We start from the raw sequence: 19,132 nt of genomic DNA, 5'->3' as shown, positions 1-19,132 counted from the left end.
CATGATACGTCGCCTGCTTCTCTCCCTTGCCGCGCTGCTGTGCAGTGCGGTCAGCCTTGCTGCCACGCCGTGGCAGCAAATCCATCAACCGATTGCCGGCAGCCCGCAGTCCATCGGCAGCTTTGCCAACGGCTGTATCGTCGGGGCGCAGCAGCTGCCGCTCAACTCGCCTAACTATCAGGTGATGCGTCAGGATCAGCGCCGCTATTACGGCCACCCGGACCTGATCGCCTTTATCCAGCGCCTCAGCACCCAGACGCATCAGCTGCAGCTGGGCCAGGTGCTGATTGGTGATATGGGCATGGCCGCCGGCGGACGTTTTAGCAGCGGCCACGCCAGCCATCAGACCGGTCTCGACGTGGATATCTGGCTGCAGCTGCCGCAGAGCCGCTGGACGGCACAGCAGCTGCTGAAGCCGCAGCCGCTCGATCTGGTTGGGCCGGACGACCGCCAGGTGATTGCGCGTCACTGGCAGCCGCAGATCGACAGCCTGATCAAGCTGGCGGCGAAAGATGACGACGTCACGCGCATCTTCGTCAATCCGGCAATTAAAAAGCAGCTTTGTGCCGATGCCGGTAACGATCGTGCGTGGCTCCACAAAGTGCGGCCGTGGTTCGCCCACCGGGCACACATGCACGTGCGCCTGCGCTGTCCGCCTGGCAGCCTGGAGTGCGAAGATCAGGCGCCACCGCCGCCGGGCGATGGCTGCGGCGCAGAGCTGGAGAGCTGGTTCCTGCCGAAGAAGCCGGGCAGCACGCCGCCGGTGAAGAAATCCCCGCCGCCGTTGCCGCCTTCCTGCCAGGCGTTACTTGATAAGCATCTACTGTAGGAACCTGAGATGGATCTGTTTGTTGTCAGCCCGATGGTGCTTGGCGTGCTGTTTCTGGTCGCGGTGCTGGCGGCCTTTATCGACTCCATCGCCGGCGGTGGCGGTCTGCTGACCGTGCCATCGCTGCTGGCAGCCGGTCTTTCACCGGCGCAGGCGCTGGCGACCAACAAGCTGCAGTCGGTTGGCGGCTCCTTCTCGGCCAGCCTCTATTTTGTGCGGCGCGGCGCGGTGAAACTGCGCGAGCAGCGGCTGAATATCGCCATGACCTTTCTCGGCGCGATTGGCGGAACGCTGCTGATTCAGCATATTCAGGCTGAGATACTGCGCCAGATTCTGCCGCTGCTGCTGATCAGCATCGGGCTGTGGTTCCTGCTGATGCCGCGTCTCGGCGAGGCCGATCGCGAGCAGCGTCTGCACGGCCTGGCGTTTGCGCTGGTGGGCGGCGGCTGCGTCGGCTTTTACGATGGCTTCTTCGGCCCGGGTGCCGGCTCGTTTTATGCGCTGGCCTTCGTCACGCTTTGCGGCTTCAATCTGGCCAAAGCCACCGCCCACGCCAAAATCCTAAATTTCACCTCCAACTTCGCCAGTCTGCTGTTCTTTATGTTCGGCGGCAAGGTGGTGTGGGGCACCGGCGTGATTATGCTGCTGGGGGCGTTTATTGGCGCACGCCTCGGCGCCAGGCTGGTGCTGAGCCGCGGTCAGAAGCTGATTCGCCCGATGGTGGTGACAGTGTCTGCCGTCATGAGCGCTAAGCTGTTGTGGGACAGCCACGGCAGTGTCATTCTCGCCTGGTTTGCCGCACTGTAATCCGCACTCGTCAAAACCGGCCGCCAGTGCGACAATGGCGGCGGTTTGTTTAAAGATTAAAATATTATGAGTAAAGAGCACCATTATCAGCAGCTGGTGGAGATTTTTGACGGCTGTTTTGCTGACGATTTTCAGACGCGTCTAATTAAAGGCGATGATGAACCTATTTATCTTCCAGCGGATGACACCTCACCGTGGCACCGCGTGGTGTTTGCCCATGGCTTTTACGCCAGCGCGCTTCACGAAATTTCGCACTGGTGTATTGCCGGTGAAGCGCGGCGCAAACTGGTAGATTTTGGTTACTGGTACTGCCCGGACGGGCGCGATGCGCAAACGCAGGGCCAGTTTGAAGCGGTGGAGATTAAGCCGCAGGCGCTGGAGTGGCTGTTCTGTGTGGCAGCTGGCTTTCCCTTCAACGTCAGCTGTGACAATCTCGACGGCGATTGTGAACCGGATCGCATCGCGTTTCAGCGCAAGGTGCATGCGCAGGTAATGCATTATCTGCAGCACGGCATTCCGGCGCGTCCGGCGCGCTTTATTGATGCGTTAGCCAGCTATTATGGTACGCCTGCACTGACGGCGGCACAGTTTCCGTGGCCGGAAGATCTGTGAGCCGCACTCCGATAAATGAAGGATGATGAGAAGATGATCGTAGAATTCGAGTCCCGCATTCTGGCGCTGATTGACGATATGGTCGAACACGCCAGCGACGACGAACTGTTTGCCAGCGGTTATCTGCGTGGCCATCTGACGCTGGCAGTAGCGGAAATTGAGCAGAGCGGCGAACACACGCCGGAAGCGTTGCAGATTCAGGTTACCAACAGCCTGCAAAACGCCATCGCCGCCGGTGAACTGTCGCCGCGCGACCAGGCGCTGGTGGTGGGCATGTGGGATAACCTGTTTACCCAGGCGCGCCTCACTGCCTGACTGGCCGGGGCGATCGCTCGCCCCGCGCTTTAGCGTCCTGCCTTTTTCCCTTTCAGCAATTTGCGCACCCAGTAACGGTTGGGATGCAGCGCCGCCAGCGTGCTGCTGTCCAGCGGCTGTGGCTCGCCGCTCATTTGCGCCGCCAGCACTTCTGCTGCCAGCGGCGCGCTGCACAGTCCGCGCGACCCCAGTGCGCCAAGCACGAACAGGCCGGGATGCACCGGCGCTTCCGCAATCTGCTCGCCGCGCGCGCGCTGCGCCGGTAAATCCGCATACTCACTGAGCGTCGCCGCGTAATCCGGCACGCTGCCGCTCATCGGCAGATGATCGCGCGTGGCGCAGCGCACGCCGCTGCGCGCTTCATCAGCGCTGACGTCAACCTGCGTCGGCCAGCTAACCTGCGGCAGACAGTTAATCAGCCGCTGGCGATTCTCCTGCTGATCGTCGCCGCGGAAAGCGGTTGTCGTTTCACCGCGATGGTAGCTGGCACCGATGCAGTGCGTGGCAAAGTTCGGGCTGACCGGCGTGAGATAGCCGTCATAACACAGCACGGTGCGCAGCGGATTCAGCGCCGCGTTGGTCGGCACATGGCTGACCTGACCGGCCACCGCATACACCGGCAAATCGCGGCTTTGCTCAATCGCCTGCAGCGCATGGCCGTTGGCCAGCACTACCTGCTGATGGCTTACCGCAGGCTGTTGGGCGAACTGCAGCGTCCAGCCTGCCTGCTGGCGGACCAGCTGCGTCACGCGATGCAGCCAGTGCATGCGCAGCCCCTGAGTCTGGGCATACTCCAGCAGATTGCTGGTGAGCTGCGACGGCGACAGCCAGCCGCCCTGCGGATAGAAAATACCGCCGCAGTCGAGATCGACGCCGGCCAGCTGCTGCGCCTGCTGCGGGTTGACGCCGTGCGCCAGCTCGTGCGGCAGATCCATGCTCAGCATCTGCGCGATCTTCTCCGCGCTTTTGGCATCCCAGCCGAGCTGCAGCACGCCGCTCCACTGATGTTCGAACATCACCGGCAGCGCATCGTACAGGCGGCGGGCAAAGCTGAATGCCGCCGGGAAAAAAGTGGCGAGCGCCGGATCGTGCTGGTTAAGCAGCGGATAGAGCGCGCCCTGACGATTACCCGATGCGCCGAGCGCCGGGGCGGCATCGGCGCAGTACAGCGTAACCTGCCAGCCACGCCGCAGCAGCGCCAGCGCCAGCACCGCGCTGGCCACGCCGCCGCCAATCAGCGCCACCTCGCGGCTGGTGGCCTGCGGACGCGCATACCACGGCTGAGCCGCTAGCTGCCCGGGGGCGCTGTCCAGTACGCCGGTCAGCATTTCACGCTTGTGGCCGAAGCCTTTGCGCTTCGCCACGCTGAACCCGGCCTGCTGTAAGCCCCGCCGCACAAAGCCCGCCGAGGTAAAGGTGGCGAAGGTGCTGCCGGGACGCGCCAGCCGCGCCATGGCGGCGAACAGTGCCGGTGTCCACATCTCCGGGTTTTTCGCCGGCGCGAAGCCATCTAAAAACCACGCGTCGACCTGGCCGTTGAGGCTGTCATCAAAAGTATCAATCAGCGCGTTAATATCACCCAGCCACAGATCCAGCGTCACCTCGCCGCCATTGAACAGCAGGCGCTGACAGCCGGGCAGGGCCTGCGGCCACTGCTGCTGTAGCTGTCCGGCCCACGGGGCCAGTTCCGGCCAGTGCGCGTGCGCGCTCACCAGATCGGCGTGGGTCAGCGGGTATTTTTCGCAGCTGATGAAGTGCAGGCGGCGCAAGCCGGCTTGCGGATGGGCGGCGCGGAAGCGATCGAACGCCTGCCACAGGGTAAGAAAGTTGAGTCCGGTGCCAAAACCGCTCTCGGCAACGATGAACAGATCGCGCGGATGGGCGGCAAATCGCTGTGGAAGATGGTTACCGTCGAGGAACACATAGCGCGTCTCCTCCAGTCCGTTGTCGTTGGAGAAATAGACGTCGTCGAACGCTCGGGAAACAGGTGTACCCTGATCGTTCCAGTTTAATTGCGCGTGTTCAACCGGGGATAACTTCACGGGAAAGGCTCATTTTTCAGGCAGTGGCGCGATTTTAGCGAGTGGCGTCACATGACGCAAATTTACAAAAGGAAATGGCTGATCGGACTTGTTCGGCGTACAACTGTAAGCTAGAGTGCACGTCAATCCAAAAGAAGTGGAATGAGGACTATTGAATGAAACGTGCAGTGATTACTGGCCTGGGTATCGTTTCCAGTATTGGTAATAACCAGCAGGAAGTGCTGGCTTCCCTGCGTGAAGGCCGTTCCGGAATCACTTTCTCCGAAGAGATGAAAGATGCCGGCATGCGCAGCCATGTATGGGGTAACGTCAAACTGGACACTAACGGGCTCATCGATCGCAAAATCGTGCGTTTCATGAGTGATGCCTCAATCTATGCCTATCTGTCGATGGCAGAAGCAATCAAAGATTCCGGGCTGACGGATGAGCAGTACCAGAACAACCCGCGCGTCGGTCTGATTGCTGGTTCCGGTGGCGGTTCCCCGCGTTATCAGGTGTTCGGTGCCGACGCGATGCGTGGCCCGCGCGGCCTGAAAGGCGTTGGCCCGTACGTGGTGACCAAAGCGATGGCGTCCGGCGTCTCTGCCTGCCTGGCCACGCCGTTCAAAATCCACGGCGTCAACTACTCCATCAGCTCGGCGTGCGCCACCTCTGCACACTGCATCGGTAACGCGGTAGAGCAGATTCAGCTGGGCAAACAGGATGTGGTATTTGCTGGCGGCGGCGAAGAGCTGAGCTGGGAAATGGCCTGTGAGTTCGACGCCATGGGCGCGCTCTCGACTAAATACAACGAAACCCCGGAAAAAGCGTCGCGTACTTACGATGCCAGCCGTGACGGTTTCGTGATCGCCGGCGGCGGCGGTATGGTGGTGGTGGAAGAGCTGGAGCATGCGCTGGCGCGTGGTGCCCACATCTACGCTGAGATCGTCGGCTACGGCGCAACCTCTGACGGCGCTGACATGGTGGCTCCGTCAGGCGAAGGCGCGGTGCGTTGCATGAAGATGGCGATGCAGGGTCTGGATACGCCAATCGACTACCTCAACACCCACGGCACGTCAACGCCGGTCGGCGACGTGAAAGAGCTGGGCGCGATTCGCGAAGTGTTTGGCGACAACACGCCATACATCTCTGCGACCAAAGCCATGACCGGTCACTCGCTGGGTGCGGCAGGCGTGCAGGAAGCGATTTACACCCTGCTGATGCTGGAGCACAGCTTCATCGCGCCAAGCATTAACGTGGAACAGCTGGATGACGCAGCGAAGGGTATGAACATTGTGACGCAGCCAACCGAAAAAGCGCTGACCACGGTGATGTCCAATAGCTTCGGCTTCGGTGGCACCAACGCCACGCTGACCCTGCGTAAATACCAGGCGTAACGCTTACGCTAATGCTCAAAGGCCGGTTAATCCGGCCTTTGTTGTTTTTGTCGCTGATGGATTCAGGTTGCCAGCAGCCTTACCAGCTTCGCGCAAGCGCGGTCAATTTCGCCGGGCGTCAACGCCGCAAAGCCGAGTATCCAGCCCTGCTGTGGCGATGCGCCGGCGTAAAGGGGTGACAGCGGCGGCAGCAGCAGACCGTCGGCCTGCGCCTGTTGCGTGAGCCGCGCCTCATCTCCCTGTAATAACTCAACCGTCAATTGCAACCCGCCTGTTGCCGGCAGCGGCCGCAGCCACGGCTGCAGATGCTGTTCCAGCTGCGCCAGCAGCCGATCGCGCCGGCTATGATAGAGCTGACGCATCAGCCGCAGGTGGCTGGCGAAATAGCCTTGCTGGATAAATTCGGCGGTGATCGCCTGCGGCAGCAGGGCGCTGTGGCCGTCCAGTACGCTGCGCGCGCGACCCAGCGCCGTCACCAGCGCCGCGGGCACCACCATCCACGCCAGCCGCAGCGATGGAAACAGGGTTTTGGAAAAAGTCCCCAGGCTGATGACCCGGCTATCGGCTTCCATGCCCTGCAGCGCCGGCGCCGGGCGACCGTCATAATGAAATTCACTGTCGTAGTCATCCTCGATCAGCCAGCTATCGTGCTGACGTGCCCACGCCAGCCACTGCAGCCGCCGCGCGAGGCTCATCGGTGTGCCGGTCGGATACTGGTGGCCGGGCGTCAGATACACCAGTTGCGCCCGGCCGCTGAGTGGTAGCGCGCCCTGATCGTCCAGCGGCATGGCGCGGCAGCGGGCACCGGCGGCGAGAAAGGCGTTCCGCGCGCCACGGTAGCCCGGCTCCTCCAGCCACACTTCATCCTCTGCATCCAGAAACATCAGCGCCAGCAGCTGCAGCGCCTGCTGTGAACTGGTGAGCATGATGACCTGCTCAGCCGTACAGCGCACGCCGCGCGACAGCGCCAGATAATCCGCCACCGCCTGGCGCAGCGGCGCATAACCGAGCGGATCGCCATAGCCCATCACCTGACTGCCCAGCGCGCGCTGCACGCTGTGACTCAGCCGCTGCCACTGGCGGTGCGGAAACGCGCGCAGATCCGGTGATCCGGCGGCAAAAGCGAGGGGGAAAGGGGGATCCTGACAGCCACCGGTGGCCAGCACCTGCTCGCCGCGGCGCGAAAAGCGCGGTGCGCGCTGCTGCGTGGCCTTTTCCGCCGGCGGCGGCAGGGCGATGGCGACAAAGGTGCCGCGTCCGCTGTGCCGCTGCAGGTAGCCTTCGCTCTCCAGCTGGCTGTAAGCGGCTTCGACCGTCACGCGTGACAGCGCCAGATCGGCAGCCAGCTGGCGGCTGGACGGCAACTTCTGCCCGAAGTGCAAATGGCCGCTGACAATGGCCTGGCGCAGCGTGGCGCACAGCCGCTGGCGTAAACCGCCCTGCGTCTGATGACGAAACAGCGGCAAAAAGGCGTGGTGCATAATGGTCTTATCGTTCCGGCTGAAGTGGTATCAGAGTGCAGACCACTTTGCCGTACACTGCAGGGACATCACAACAGGAGAATGCCATGTCAGCCGTTTTGTTTTATCCGCCCGCCAGCCCGCAGCACAGCGTGGCTTATCTGCAGCACAAACTGAGCTACTACACCGATGCCTGGGATCTGGCGGCGGATTTGGCGCAGGGCGTCACGCAGATTGTGGTGATTGATGCCCGCAGCCGCGACGCATATCAGGCCGGACATATCTGCGGCGCGCTGTCGTTGCCGCATCGCGAGATGGATGCGGCCAGCACCGCTCGGCTCGATCGTCACCGCGTCTATGTGACTTACTGCGACGGCATTGGCTGCAACGGTTCGACCAAAGCGGCGCTAAAGCTGGCTGAGCTGGGGTTTCAGGTTAAAGAGCTGATTGGCGGGCTGGATTTCTGGAAGCGCGACGGCCACCCGATGGCGTGGGGCGCGGCGGCAGGCGAGTGGCCCGCCGCGACATCCGCGGCGGAGTGCGGCTGCTGAGCGCGATGGCTTAACTACAGCAGCAGCCAGAGCAAAAAGAAGAACAGCGCCAGGCCGAGCACCAGCGTCAGCGCCGGGCGCTGCGCCAGTGGACGCGGCAGAATTTCGACAAACGGTGCCCAGATTGGCTGCGGACGCAGCTCGCTGTCGGCCAGCGGCGTTTCGCTGTTGCGCTCGGCGCGGCGGCTGAACAGCAGCATCAGCAGATCCTGACTCTGCGCCGGTGTCAGCAACGTCTGCGGCGTGGCCTGGAAGCGCTGCAGGCTGTAATCCTCCAGCATACGCTGCTCGTCGTGGCTCAGCGGCTGTTTGAGCGAGCTTTCCAGCAGCTGCAGCGTCGGCGCACTGTGCTGGCTCAGCGTCTGGCGCACCTGTAAAAACTGCGTCAGCAGCGGGAAGTGGCGCGACGGAACCGGGTCGCCGCTCTTCAGATTGACCAGTTTCAGCGTGTCGGCCAGCACTTTTACCGGCGATTCCCCGGTCGCGGCGGCAAGGCGCGTGACCTGCTGGTTAAGCGCCTGCTGTTCGGCCGGTAACAGGGTGCGATCGGTGGTGCGCGTCTGCTGCGGCTGCGGGATGGCCATCTGGCCGTTCTGCAGCATGGTCAGCACCTGACGCAGCTGATCCTGGCTCAGCGCGCTTAACACCGTCTGGTTAAATTGCTGGCGGATAAAGTCGCTCACCGCCTGGCGATTGTTGCCCTGCGGCAGCTTTTCCAGCAGCTGCTGCAACAGCTGACGCGTGGCGTGGCTGTTCTGCACCTGCGTCAGACGGCTGTTAAGATGCTGCTCCGCCGCCGGAAAGTGGCGCGACTGCAGTTCGGCATCATTTTTCACGCCCACTTCGTGGCGTATGCCAGCCCACAGTTCGGGCGCTTTCAGCGTGCTGAGTGACATGATACGGACGATCAGGCGTTCCAGCGTGGTGCGCTGGGCCGGGGAGAGCGGCTGGTCGCCCAGTACCGCGCCGGGGCGGCCGGTGCCGTTAGCCGGGTTAACAGAGGAACGATCGCCCGCGGGCACACCGGGACCGCTGAGAGGTTGCATGGCGGAATCCTTGAAAACGAGTCAGATCCGGGTGCGCCGGAAAAACGATGGCACATGATAGCAAAAGCCCCCGGGAAATCCACGGGGGCGGCAGGGAGAAAAACAATAAGACACGGATTTATTCGGCGGCGGCCAGCTTCATGCGCTTGCGACGCCAGCGCTTCCACAGCGGCGGCACCACCAGCACGGCGACAGCCAGCACCAGCAGCACTTTACAGATCAGGCTTTCCCACAGAATTGGCAGGTTGCCGTTGCTGATTGACAGCGCGCGCCGCAGGTTCTGCTCCAGCATTTCGCCCAGCACAAAGCCGAGAATCAGCGGCGACATCGGGAAATCCATCTTACGCAGGATATAGCCGAAAATGCCCAGCCCGACCATCAGCAGCAGGTCAAACGTAGTGCTGTGCACCGCATACACGCCCACCGCCGAAATCGCGGCAATTGCCGGTACCAGGAACCACAGCGGAATGGTCAGCATGCGTGCAAAGATGTTGATCATCGGAATGTTCATGATCAGCAGCATCACGTTACCGATCAGCAGCGCGGCGATCAGCCCCCAGACGATGTCCGGCTGCTCGGTAAACATCGCCGGACCGGGCGTGATGTTATACAGCGTCAGCGCGCCGACCATCACCGCCGTGGTGCCGGAGCCGGGAATGCCCAGCGTCAGCATCGGGATAAACGATCCGCAGGCTGAGGCGTTGTTCGCCGCTTCCGGCGCTGCCACGCCGCGAATGTCGCCCTTGCCAAACTGATCGCTGCCGCTGATTTTCTTCTCACTCATATAGGCAATGGCGCTGGCGATGGTGGCGCCTGCACCCGGCAGCACGCCGACAAAGAAGCCAATGAACGAGGAGCGCAGCGTTGCGCCGGTAGCCTGCGCCGCTTCTTTCATGTTGAACAGCATGCGGCCGCTGGCGCGCACCATTTTCTGGCCGCTGCTGGTGGATTCCAGCATCAGCAGAATTTCGCTCACCGAGAACAGGCCGATGACCACCACCACAAACTGAATGCCGTCCGAGAGATGCACGCTGTCGAAGGTAAAGCGATAGACGCCGGTGTTGGCATCAACGCCCACCGTCGCCATGCCGAGGCCAATCAGCGCAGCGAGGAACGACTTCAGCGGATTGTGGCTCATCATGCTGCCGAGACAGGCAATCGCGAACACCATCAGCGCGAAGTACTCTGCCGGACCAAACGCCAGCGACCAGTTGGCGAGGATTGGCGCAAACAGAATGATGCCGATGATGGCGATGGTTGAGCCGATGAATGAGCTGACCGCCGAGATCGACAGCGCCACGCCGGCTTTGCCCTGCTGCGCCATCGGATAGCCATCCAGCGCGGTCATGATCGCGCCGGCATCCCCCGGCACGTTAAGCAGAATCGACGAGATGCGCCCGCCATATTCGCAGCCGATGTACACCGTTGCCAGCAGGATCAGCGCGGATTCCGCCGGTAAGTGCAGCGCAAACGCCAGCGGCATCAGAATCGCGACGCCGTTAATCGGCCCAAGCCCCGGCAGCAGGCCGACGATGGTGCCGATAAAGCAGCCAATCAGGGCGATCATCAGGTTTTCCGGCGTCATGGCGACGGCGAAACCCTGCATCAGAAAAGACCAGGTATCCATAATTGACTCCTGTTAACTGAACCAGCTGCCGACCGGCAGCGTAACGTCCAGCAGACGATCGAAGGCGTAAAACAGCGCCACACCCATTACCACACCGGAGAGGACGGCTGCCCACCAGCGTGCGCCAAACAGCATGCCGATGCCGAAGGTCAGCAGCGTGGTACACAGGGCAAAACCCAGCTTCTCAAACAGCCAGCCGTACACCATCAGCATCACGCACAGCGCCAGCAGCTTTTTCAGCGTTGCCGCCACCGGCCACTGTACGGCGTCCGGCTTGCGCAGCAGCATCATCACCGCGCAGATCGCCATCAGACCGAGCAGCAGCAGCGGGAAAGGGCGCGGGCCAACCGGCTCGTAGCTGTACTCGCTTTGAATCTGCCAGGCGATAACCATCCCGACGATGCAGAGCACCAGCCACACCGCCGCAAAGATACGATCGCTCATCTGTGCCTCCGTTATTTCGCCAGGCCGAACGATTTCGCCTGTTCACGGTAATCCGCCACCTGTTTCTTGACGTAGGCGTCCAGCTCGCTACCAAACAGGTTGAACTCAAACAGGCCGCGCAGATCGCGCTGCTGCTGAAACTCTTTGGTGGTCACCAGTTTTTTAAACGTTTGTTCCCACCACTGATAATCGGCATCGCTGACTTTGGGGCCGAGGTAATAGCCGCGAATAATCGGCCACTCGACGTTGAAGCCCTGCTCTTTGGCGGTCGGGATGTCAGCCAGCTCACCCGGCAGACGTTTATCGCTCATTACCGCCAGCACGCGCATCTTGCCGCCCTGCAGGTGCGGCACCATTTCACTCATGTCGCCTGATACCACCTGGATGTGGTTGCCGAGCAGCGCGGTAACCGGTTCGCCGCCGCCTTCAAACGCCACATAGCGCATTTTGCGCGGATCGATACCGGCTTCCCGCGCCAGCAGCGCGGTTTTCATCCAGTCCTGGCTGCCGATCGACGCGCCGGCGCCGACCACCACTTTGGTCGGATCCTGTTTCATCGCCTCCAGCAGCTCGCCCAGCGTTTTCCACGGCGCATCGGCGCGCACCGCCACCATGCCGTAGTCCGTACCAATGGCCGCCAGCCACTTCACGTCATCCACCGAGTAACGACCAAACTTGCCCTGCGACAGGTTCAGCAGCGACCCGCCGGAGAAGGCCACCAGCGTGCCTGCTTCGGCGGGCCGCTGCGCAATGATGGCGTTATATGCCACGGCACCGACGCCGCCCGGCATGTAGGTGACGCGCATCGGCGTGGTGATCTGCCCGGTTTCCTGCAGGGAAACCTGGATCAGTTTACAGGTCAGATCAAAACCGCCGCCGGGTTTGGCCGGGGCGATACATTCGGTCCGCTCGGGTGCTGCGGCCTGAGCCGCCGCGAGGGAAAAAGCCAGCAGGGTTGTGGCAAAGGCGGTGCGCATTGTTTTTTTCATCTGTCGCTCCATTGTTTCTTCCAGAGTGTGATTGCCACCGAACATTCGGGGTTGCTGAATTGTTAAAACAGCAACCTTTCATTTACCTTTCAGCCATCGGCAAAACTAACAGGATGTGATATGCGTCTCTTACTGGTGGAAGATACCGTGGAGCTGGCCAACTGGCTGCAGAAAGCGCTGACGCAAAAAGGCTTCGCCGTGGACTGGGTGGCCGACGGCGTGGCGGCGGATCATGTGTTGCAGAGTGAGGATTATGCGCTGGTGGTACTGGATGTGTCGCTGCCGCGGCTGGATGGCCTTGCGGTGCTGGCGCGCCTGCGCAAGCGCGGACAACGCGTGCCGGTGCTGTTGCTCACCGCACAGAGCGCGCTGCAACAGCGCGTGCAGGGGCTGAATGCGGGCGCCGATGATTACCTCACCAAGCCGTTTGAGCTGGACGAGCTGGACGCGCGGCTGCGCGCGCTGCTGCGCCGCAGTCAGGGCCAGGCCACGCAGACGCAAAGCCTCGGCCAGCTGGAACGCGATGCGGAAGGCTATTTCCTGCTGAATCACAAGCCGCTGCCGCTGACGCCGCGCGAGGCCAGCGTGCTGTCGACGCTGATGCAGCGCCCGGGAAGGCCGGTGTCGCGCCAGCATCTGTACGAGCAAACGTTCACGCTGGCGGATGAGGCCAGCCCGGAGAGCATTGAGCTGTATGTGCATCGGGTGCGTAAAAAGCTGGCGGGCAGCGACGTGGCGATCGTCACATTGCGCGGCCTCGGTTACAGCCTGGAGTGCCAGCCGTGCGACTGATCCACTCGCTGCGCGGTGAACTGCTGGCGTGGCTGGGCGCGCCGCTGCTGCTGCTGTGGGGATTGTCGGTCTACACCCATTATCAGAGCGCGCTGCAGGCGGCGAATCAGGCTTACGATCGCTCGCTGCTGGCCTCGGCGCGCACCGTGGCCGAGCGGCTGGTGGTGCGTCATCAACGCCTGGAGGTGGATGTGCCCTGGGTGGTGCTGGACAGCTTTGAGCGCAACATGAACGATCAGCTGTTCTATCAGGTGATTTCGCCCGAAGGTCGCACGCTGTCCGGCTACCCGGATTTACCGCTGGTGCCGGGCAACGCGCCGCTGTCCGATGTCTATCCGGCGCTGGTGCATTTCTACGATGCGCACTACCGCAAGCAGCCGATTCGCGTGGCCGCGCTGTGGCAGCCGGTGAACGAGGAAGGGGTGCAGGGCATGGCGCTGGTACTGGTGGCGGAAACGCTCAATTCGCGTCACGCCTTTGCCGACAGTCTGCTGCGCACCGCGCTGATCAGCCAGAGTTTTCTGGTGCTGATTACGCTGCTGCTGGCCGGGCTGCTGCTGCGGAAAGTGCTGCGCCCGCTGCGCCGGCTGTCGCGCATGATGCTGCGCCGCGCGCCGGGCGAACTGACGCCGCTGCCGTCGCTGCTGCCGTGGTCCGAACTGCAGCCGCTGATCGTCGCCTTCAACCGCCATCTGGAGCGGCTGCGCGGGCTGCTGGCGCGGCAGGAACGCTTTAGCGCCGATGTATCGCACCAGCTGCGCACGCCGCTCACCATCCTGAAAACCCAGGTTGGCGTCGCGCTCAGTAGCGACGACCCGCAGCAGTGGCGCGAAAGCCTGCAGGGCATGCGCCACACGCTGGACGACACCGTTCAGCTCACCGATCGCCTGCTGCAGCTGGCGCAAATCAAGGCGCGTCACGGCGAAGACAAGCCTTTCAGTGAGGTCAATCTCAGCGACATCGTGCAGCAGGCCTGTTTTAGCGGTTATGCGGCGGCGCGGCGTAAACAGATCGACCTGGGGTTTGAAGAGCAGGCGGCGAGCCAGGTGCAGGGCGATGCGCTGTTGCTGGCCGAGCTGTGCGCCAATCTGCTGGACAACGCTATCAAATACACGCCACACGGCGGCACGGTGACCGCGCGGCTGCGGCAAAAGGTGCTGGAGATTGAAGACAGCGGGCCGGGCATCGCGGCGGATCAGCAGCGGCAGGCGCTGCAGCCGTTTGGCCGGCTCGATCACGCCAGCCAGCCCGGGGCGGGCATTGGACTGGCGCTGGTGCAGGATATCTGCGCCTGGCACGGCGCGCAGCTGCAGCTGGACCGCAGCCCGCAGCTGGGTGGCCTGCGGGTGACGGTTAGCTTTCGCTGATCGGTGGAGTCATCGCGCGCGCTTTACGCAGCGGGGTTTTCAGCCGCTGCGCCAGGATCACCCCGACCAGCGTCAGACCGCCGCCAATCCAGTGATAAGCATGCAACTGTTCGTGCAGGAACAGCACGGCAATGAGGGCGGTAAACACCGGCACCACGTTCATGAAAATACTGGTGGTGCTGGCGCCGAGGCGCTGCACGCCGAGGATCCACAGGAACGGCGCTACAATCGAGGCAAACAGCCCGGCGAACAGCACCAGCGGAATATTGTCGGCATTCAGCGCCACCTCCGGCGCGTGCCAGAAGCCGGGCAGCAGCAACAGCACGCCGAAGAAGATTTGCACGTACAGGCTTTGCCACGTCGGCAGCGGGATTGCCCAGCGCTTCGTCAGTACGCCATACAGCGCGTAGGAGGTTGAGGCTGCCAGCATCATCAGCTCGCCGTTGCCGAGGCGCTGACTCAGCAGCTGTGCCGGGTTGCCGGCGCTCACCAGCCACACCAGCCCGGCAAACGACAGCAGGCCGCCAATCAGAATGCCGCGCGTCGGCGCAAGGCGCAGTACCACCAGGCTGAGCAGGATAGTCAGCAGCGGAATGGTGGCGCCAAGAATCCCCATCATCACCGCCGAGACGCTGTGCGCCGCGTAATAGGCGAGGCTCTGATACAGCACCATGCCGAGCAGGCCCAGCACCAGCAGTCGCCACAGCTGGGTTTTGATGGTGTGACGATGGCGCCATACGCCCGGCAGGCAGAACGGCGTGAGTACCAGCAGCGCCAGCAACCAGCGGTAAAAAGAGATGGCAGCAGGATCGATGCTGCCGGCAGACAGCTTGCTGACGATGGTGTTGATCGACCAGATCAGCACCGCCACCAGCGGTAACAATAAGTTCATAGTACGGCTCCAAATGTGAATCGCGACTAGCTTACGTTTGACCGGTTTAAAGCAGATAGTTAAAATCGGACAAAATTCGTTAGTGACCGGACAGAATGAATCTTCAGGTTGAGTATCAGCCACCGCGCGACGCGCCGCTGCTGCGTTTTTTCATGCGCTATGAGCAAACCAACGCCAAAACCGAATACCTGCCGCACCAGCACGACTGGGGCCAGGCGATATTTGTCACCAGCCACGTGCTGGAGATGGAAGTGGAGGGCGAGCGGCTGCTGACGCCGGCCGAAATGCCGATCTGGATCCCGCCGGGCCAGCGCCACAGCAGCTACAACCACTGTCAGGCGCAGTTTCGCACCTTCAACCTTGCCGCGGATTTATGCGCCGGCATGCCAGAGAAAGCCTGCCTGCTGAGCGTGGACGCCATCGTGCACGCCATCATGAATGATTTTGCCCGCCGCGCGCTGGAGCAGCCGCAGAGCGACGCCGACTGGCGGCTGTGCGAAGTGCTGATTGATCGGCTGCGTCTTGCACCGGTGAACACCAGCTATCTGCCGATGTCCGACGATAAATTCCTCGCACCGATTTTGCGCGCGCTGGAAGAGAACCCGGGTGATAACACCACGCTGGCACAATGGGCGAAGCGCGTGTTTACCACCGAGCGTACGCTGGCGCGGCGCTGTCAGCAGCAGCTGCAGATGTCATTCAGCGAGTGGCGCCAGCGTTTACGTTTCCTGCGCGCGATTGCGCTGCTTGAGCAGGGCTGCAGCGTGCAGGGCATCGCCCACGAGCTGGGTTACAGCTCCGCCTCTGCGCTGATCGTGATGTTTCAGCAGCAGGCGGGCACCACGCCGGATCGCTATCGCAGTCGGTTAGGTTAATCCCCGGCTTTGTGCCATGATATGCCCCGTTTATTTCAAGCAGACAGGACCGCCGCCGTGAAAATTCTCGTCGATGAAAATATGCCCTACGCCCGTGAACTGTTCAGCCGCACCGGAGAGGTGGTGGCGGTGCCGGGCCGCCCGCTGCCGGCAGCCGAACTGCAGGATGCCAGCGCGCTGATGGTGCGCTCCGTCACCAAAGTGGATGCCGCACTGCTGGCCGGCACGCCGGTGAAGTTTGTCGGCACCGCCACTGCCGGCACCGATCATGTCGATGATGCCTCGCTGGCGGCGGCCGGTATCGGCTTCTCGGCCGCGCCGGGCTGTAACGCGATTGCGGTGGTGGAATATGTGTTCTCCGCGCTGCTGCTGCTGGCCGAACGCGACGGCTTTGATCTGCGCGATCGCACCGTGGGTATCGTCGGCGTCGGTAACGTGGGCGGACGGCTGGCTAAACGCCTCGCCGCGTGGGGAGTAAAAACCCTGCTGTGCGATCCGCCGCGCGCCGATCGCGGCGATGACGAAGATTTCCACTCGCTCGACGCGCTGGTGGCACAGGCCGATATCCTGACCTTTCACACGCCGCTGTTTAAAGACGGCCGCTACAAAAGCTGGCATCTGGCGGATGCCGCGCTGCTGATGGCGCTGCGCCCCAACACCATTCTGATCAATGCCTGTCGTGGCCCGGTGGTGGATAACGCCGCGCTGCTGGAGGTGCTGAAACTGCGTAACGATCTCAGCGTGGTGCTGGACGTGTGGGAACCGGAGCCGGATCTCAACCTCGATCTGCTGGACAAGGTCGATATCGCCACCGCGCATATCGCCGGTTATACCCTTGAAGGGAAAGCGCGCGGCACCACTCAGGTGTTTGAGGCCTGGAGCGAATTTATTGGTCAGCCGCAGCAGGTGGCGCTGGACACGCTGCTGCCGCGCCCCGAGTTTGGCACCCTTACGCTGCACGGCAAGCTCGATCAGCCGACGCTGAAACGCCTGGTGCATCTGGTGTATGATGTGCGCCGCGACGATGCGCCGCTGCGCAAAGTGGCCGCGCAGCCGGGCGAATTTGATCGCCTGCGCAAGCAGTATGTCGAGCGCCGCGAGTGGTCTTCGCTGCAGGTGATCTGTGATGAGGCGGAGAGCGCGGCGCTGCTCAATCAGCTTGGCTTCAGCGCCACGCTGCAGGCGAATCACTAATCTCTGATTTTTCTGAATTAATGGGCGATGCATGTCATCGCCTCTCTTTTTTATGTCATTGTCTGGAGTAAACCAACATGTCTGACGGCTGGAATATTGCGCTACTGGGCGCGACAGGCGCAGTAGGGAACGCTGTACTGGAACTGCTGGCGGAACGCCAGTTCCCGGTTGGTGAGTTGTATCTGCTGGCGAGTGAAAACAGCGCCGGTGAAAGCGTGCGCTTTGATGGCCGCTCGCTGCGCGTGCAGGACGCGGCGGAATTTGACTGGTCGCAGGCGCAGCTGGCGTTCTTTACCGCCGGTCGCGAGGCGTCGGCGCGTTATGCCGAAGAAGCCGCCAGCCAGGGTTGCCTGGTAATCGACAGCAGCGACCTGTTCGCGCTGGAGCCGGACGTGCCGCTGGTGGTGCCGGATGTCAATCCACAGGTGCTGGCGGATTACCGTAATCGCAACATCATTACCGTGGCCGATGCGCTGGTGAGCCAGCTGTTAAGCGCCATCAAACCGCTGGTGGATACCGCCGGTTTAGGCCGTCTGCAGGTGACCAACCTGGTGTCGGTCTCCAGCCACGGTAAAGCAGCAGTAGACGGCCTGGCCGGTGAGAGCGCGCGGCTGCTGAACGGCGTACCGGCCGATGAGCACTATTTTGGCCGCCAGCTGGCGTTCAACCTGCTGCCGCAGCAGGCGGACAGTGCCGGCAGCGTGGCGAGCGAGCGCCGGCTGGTCGATCAGGTGCGTAAAGTGCTGCAGGACGAAGGATTACCGATTGCGGTGAGCAGCGTGCAGGCGCCGGTGTTCTACGGCAACGCGCAGATCGTCTATATCGAAAACCTGCGGCCGCTGTCGGCGGAGGAAGCGCGTGACGAACTGGCGCGCGCCGACGATATCAGCCTGAGCGACGACGGTGATTACCCGACGCCGGTCAGCGACGCCTCCGGCAGTGAAGCACTGAGCATCGGCAGCGTGCGCAACGATTACGGCATCCCGGAGCTGCTGCAGTTCTGGTCGGTGGCCGACAACATCCGCTTCGGCGGCGCGCTGATGGCGGTGAAAACCGCAGAGAAGCTGGTGCAGGAGTATCTGTATTAATGCTGGAAGACGCGACCCCGTTTAAGCTGGCGCTCGGCATTGAGTATGACGGCAGCCGTTACTACGGCTGGCAGCGCCAGAATGAAGTACGCAGCGTGCAGGAAAAGCTGGAAAAAGCGCTGGCGAAAGTGGCCAATCACCCGGTGAACGTGTTCTGCGCCGGACGCACCGACGCGGGCGTGCACGGCACCGGCCAGGTGGTGCATTTTGAGACCACCTCCTCGCGTGCCGACAGCGCCTGGACGCTGGGCGTGAACGCCAACCTGCCGGACGATATTGCGGTGCGCTGGGTGAAAGCGGTGCCGGAAAGCTTTCACGCGCGCTTCAGCGCTACCGCGCGCCGTTATCGCTACGTGATCTACAACCAGCGGCTGCGCCCGGCAATTCTCGGTAAAGGCATTACCCATTTTTACCATCTGCTGGATGCGGAAAAAATGCACTGCGCCGCCCAGGCTTTACTGGGTGAGAACGATTTTACCTCGTTCCGTGCAGTGCAGTGCCAGTCGCGCACGCCGTGGCGCAACGTGATGCATCTCAACGTCACGCGCCTGGGGCCGTACGTGATTGTGGATATCAAAGCCAACGCCTTTGTGCATCACATGGTGCGCAATATCGTCGGCAGTCTGCTGGAGATTGGCTGCGGCAATCAGCCGGAAACGTGGATGGCCACGCTGCTGGCGGCAAAAGATCGTACGCTGGCGGCGGCAACGGCGAAAGCCGAAGGGCTGTATCTGGTGGCGGTGGATTACCCTGCTCAGTTTGCGTTACCTCAGCCTGCGCTGGGACCGTTGTTCCTCGCGGATTCATTTTAATCGGAAAGTGTCAG

The 19,132-nt window shown here is 62.2% G+C and carries 19 protein-coding genes; 12 read left to right on the top strand and 7 right to left on the bottom strand.

Translation table 11 applies throughout. The features are described 5' to 3' along the window. The first annotated feature begins 1 nt into the window (after position 1). The 4 genes from mepA to F3J41_RS16355 all read left to right on the top strand — a co-directional run bounded on the left by mepA (position 2) and on the right by F3J41_RS16355 (position 2,563). Positions 2–829, top strand: coding sequence for a penicillin-insensitive murein endopeptidase (mepA, locus tag F3J41_RS16370; RefSeq protein WP_211075281.1), 828 nt, complete (start codon positions 2–4; stop codon positions 827–829). A gap of 9 nt (positions 830–838) precedes the next feature. After that, complete coding sequence (locus tag F3J41_RS16365; protein ID WP_152390613.1) at positions 839–1,636, top strand: sulfite exporter TauE/SafE family protein; 798 nt, start codon at positions 839–841, stop codon at positions 1,634–1,636. Positions 1,637–1,702: 66 nt separating this feature from the next. Next, a complete protein-coding gene (locus F3J41_RS16360; RefSeq protein ID WP_021509161.1) occupies positions 1,703–2,248 on the top strand; it encodes an elongation factor P hydroxylase in 546 nt (181 codons plus the stop codon). A gap of 33 nt (positions 2,249–2,281) precedes the next feature. After that, entirely contained in the window at positions 2,282–2,563 is a 282-nt protein-coding gene (locus F3J41_RS16355) for a YfcL family protein (RefSeq protein ID WP_010617478.1), read from the top strand. A gap of 29 nt (positions 2,564–2,592) precedes the next feature. Here the strand turns inward: F3J41_RS16355 and mnmC are convergent, their stop codons facing one another. Beyond that, positions 2,593–4,605, bottom strand: coding sequence for a bifunctional tRNA (5-methylaminomethyl-2-thiouridine)(34)-methyltransferase MnmD/FAD-dependent 5-carboxymethylaminomethyl-2-thiouridine(34) oxidoreductase MnmC (mnmC, locus tag F3J41_RS16350; protein ID WP_166711782.1), 2,013 nt, complete (start codon positions 4,603–4,605; stop codon positions 2,593–2,595). Positions 4,606–4,760: 155 nt separating this feature from the next. Here mnmC and fabB point away from each other — a divergent pair, with 155 nt between their 5' ends. Further along, positions 4,761–5,981: a beta-ketoacyl-ACP synthase I gene (gene fabB / locus F3J41_RS16345; RefSeq protein ID WP_021509164.1), complete on the top strand. Its 1,221-nt coding sequence runs from the start codon at positions 4,761–4,763 to the stop codon at positions 5,979–5,981. 62 nt (positions 5,982–6,043) lie between these two features. On the opposite strand, the gene F3J41_RS16340 is transcribed toward fabB, so the two are convergent. Continuing rightward, entirely contained in the window at positions 6,044–7,462 is a 1,419-nt protein-coding gene (locus F3J41_RS16340; RefSeq protein ID WP_166711780.1) for a PLP-dependent aminotransferase family protein, read from the bottom strand. 86 nt (positions 7,463–7,548) lie between these two features. Between F3J41_RS16340 and F3J41_RS16335 the strand changes: the two genes are divergently transcribed. Further along, positions 7,549–7,992 (top strand): rhodanese-like domain-containing protein, encoded by a 444-nt coding sequence (locus F3J41_RS16335; RefSeq protein ID WP_021509166.1) that lies wholly within the window; start codon positions 7,549–7,551, stop codon positions 7,990–7,992. A 14-nt stretch (positions 7,993–8,006) separates the two neighbouring features. Here F3J41_RS16335 and flk read toward each other — a convergent pair whose 3' ends face one another. The 4 genes from flk to F3J41_RS16315 form a co-directional block, all read right to left on the bottom strand. Then, positions 8,007–9,038, bottom strand: a complete 1,032-nt coding sequence (gene flk / locus F3J41_RS16330; RefSeq protein WP_166711778.1) for a flagella biosynthesis regulator Flk — start codon at positions 9,036–9,038, stop codon at positions 8,007–8,009. A gap of 118 nt (positions 9,039–9,156) precedes the next feature. After that, positions 9,157–10,665: a tripartite tricarboxylate transporter permease gene (locus F3J41_RS16325; protein ID WP_058782030.1), complete on the bottom strand. Its 1,509-nt coding sequence runs from the start codon at positions 10,663–10,665 to the stop codon at positions 9,157–9,159. A gap of 12 nt (positions 10,666–10,677) precedes the next feature. Next, positions 10,678–11,109 (bottom strand): tripartite tricarboxylate transporter TctB family protein, encoded by a 432-nt coding sequence (locus tag F3J41_RS16320; RefSeq protein WP_058769887.1) that lies wholly within the window; start codon positions 11,107–11,109, stop codon positions 10,678–10,680. A gap of 11 nt (positions 11,110–11,120) precedes the next feature. Next, on the bottom strand, positions 11,121–12,098 hold the full coding sequence (locus F3J41_RS16315) for a tripartite tricarboxylate transporter substrate binding protein (protein WP_127834373.1): 978 nt from the start codon (positions 12,096–12,098) through the stop codon (positions 11,121–11,123). 120 nt (positions 12,099–12,218) lie between these two features. On the opposite strand from F3J41_RS16315, the gene tctD reads away from it, so the two are divergent. Together tctD and F3J41_RS16305 are read left to right on the top strand one after the other, a co-directional pair. Next, on the top strand, positions 12,219–12,890 hold the full coding sequence (gene tctD / locus F3J41_RS16310) for a transcriptional regulator TctD (protein WP_104093057.1): 672 nt from the start codon (positions 12,219–12,221) through the stop codon (positions 12,888–12,890). Continuing rightward, positions 12,881–14,257, top strand: a complete 1,377-nt coding sequence (locus F3J41_RS16305) for a sensor histidine kinase (protein WP_127834372.1) — start codon at positions 12,881–12,883, stop codon at positions 14,255–14,257. Before tctD ends, F3J41_RS16305 begins: the two co-directional genes overlap by 10 nt. Here F3J41_RS16305 and F3J41_RS16300 read toward each other — a convergent pair. Further along, entirely contained in the window at positions 14,244–15,149 is a 906-nt protein-coding gene (locus tag F3J41_RS16300) for a DMT family transporter (RefSeq protein WP_088517062.1), read from the bottom strand. The genes F3J41_RS16305 and F3J41_RS16300 overlap by 14 nt on opposite strands. Before the next feature lie 95 nt (positions 15,150–15,244). Between F3J41_RS16300 and F3J41_RS16295 the strand changes: the two genes are divergently transcribed. The 4 genes from F3J41_RS16295 (at position 15,245) to truA (ending at position 19,118) form a co-directional block, all read left to right on the top strand. Beyond that, complete coding sequence (locus F3J41_RS16295) at positions 15,245–16,024, top strand: helix-turn-helix domain-containing protein (protein WP_021509174.1); 780 nt, start codon at positions 15,245–15,247, stop codon at positions 16,022–16,024. 57 nt (positions 16,025–16,081) lie between these two features. Beyond that, the gene (pdxB, locus tag F3J41_RS16290; RefSeq protein ID WP_136545521.1) at positions 16,082–17,218 is read left to right on the top strand and encodes a 4-phosphoerythronate dehydrogenase PdxB; all 1,137 of its coding nucleotides are present in this window, start codon (positions 16,082–16,084) and stop codon (positions 17,216–17,218) included. Positions 17,219–17,295: 77 nt separating this feature from the next. Beyond that, complete coding sequence (locus F3J41_RS16285) at positions 17,296–18,306, top strand: aspartate-semialdehyde dehydrogenase (protein ID WP_058775824.1); 1,011 nt, start codon at positions 17,296–17,298, stop codon at positions 18,304–18,306. Continuing rightward, positions 18,306–19,118 carry a tRNA pseudouridine(38-40) synthase TruA gene (gene truA, locus F3J41_RS16280; RefSeq protein WP_166711776.1) on the top strand — a complete coding sequence of 271 codons (813 nt, stop codon included), beginning with the start codon at positions 18,306–18,308 and terminating at the stop codon, positions 19,116–19,118. Before F3J41_RS16285 ends, truA begins: the two co-directional genes overlap by 1 nt. Positions 19,119–19,132 lie beyond the last annotated feature (14 nt).

Source organism: Pantoea sp. Ap-870 (genome assembly GCF_011752515.1).
Lineage (GTDB): Bacteria > Pseudomonadota > Gammaproteobacteria > Enterobacterales > Enterobacteriaceae > Pantoea > Pantoea dispersa.
Note: the sequence above shows the minus strand (reverse complement) of the source record. Positions and strands in the feature narration are given on the sequence as shown.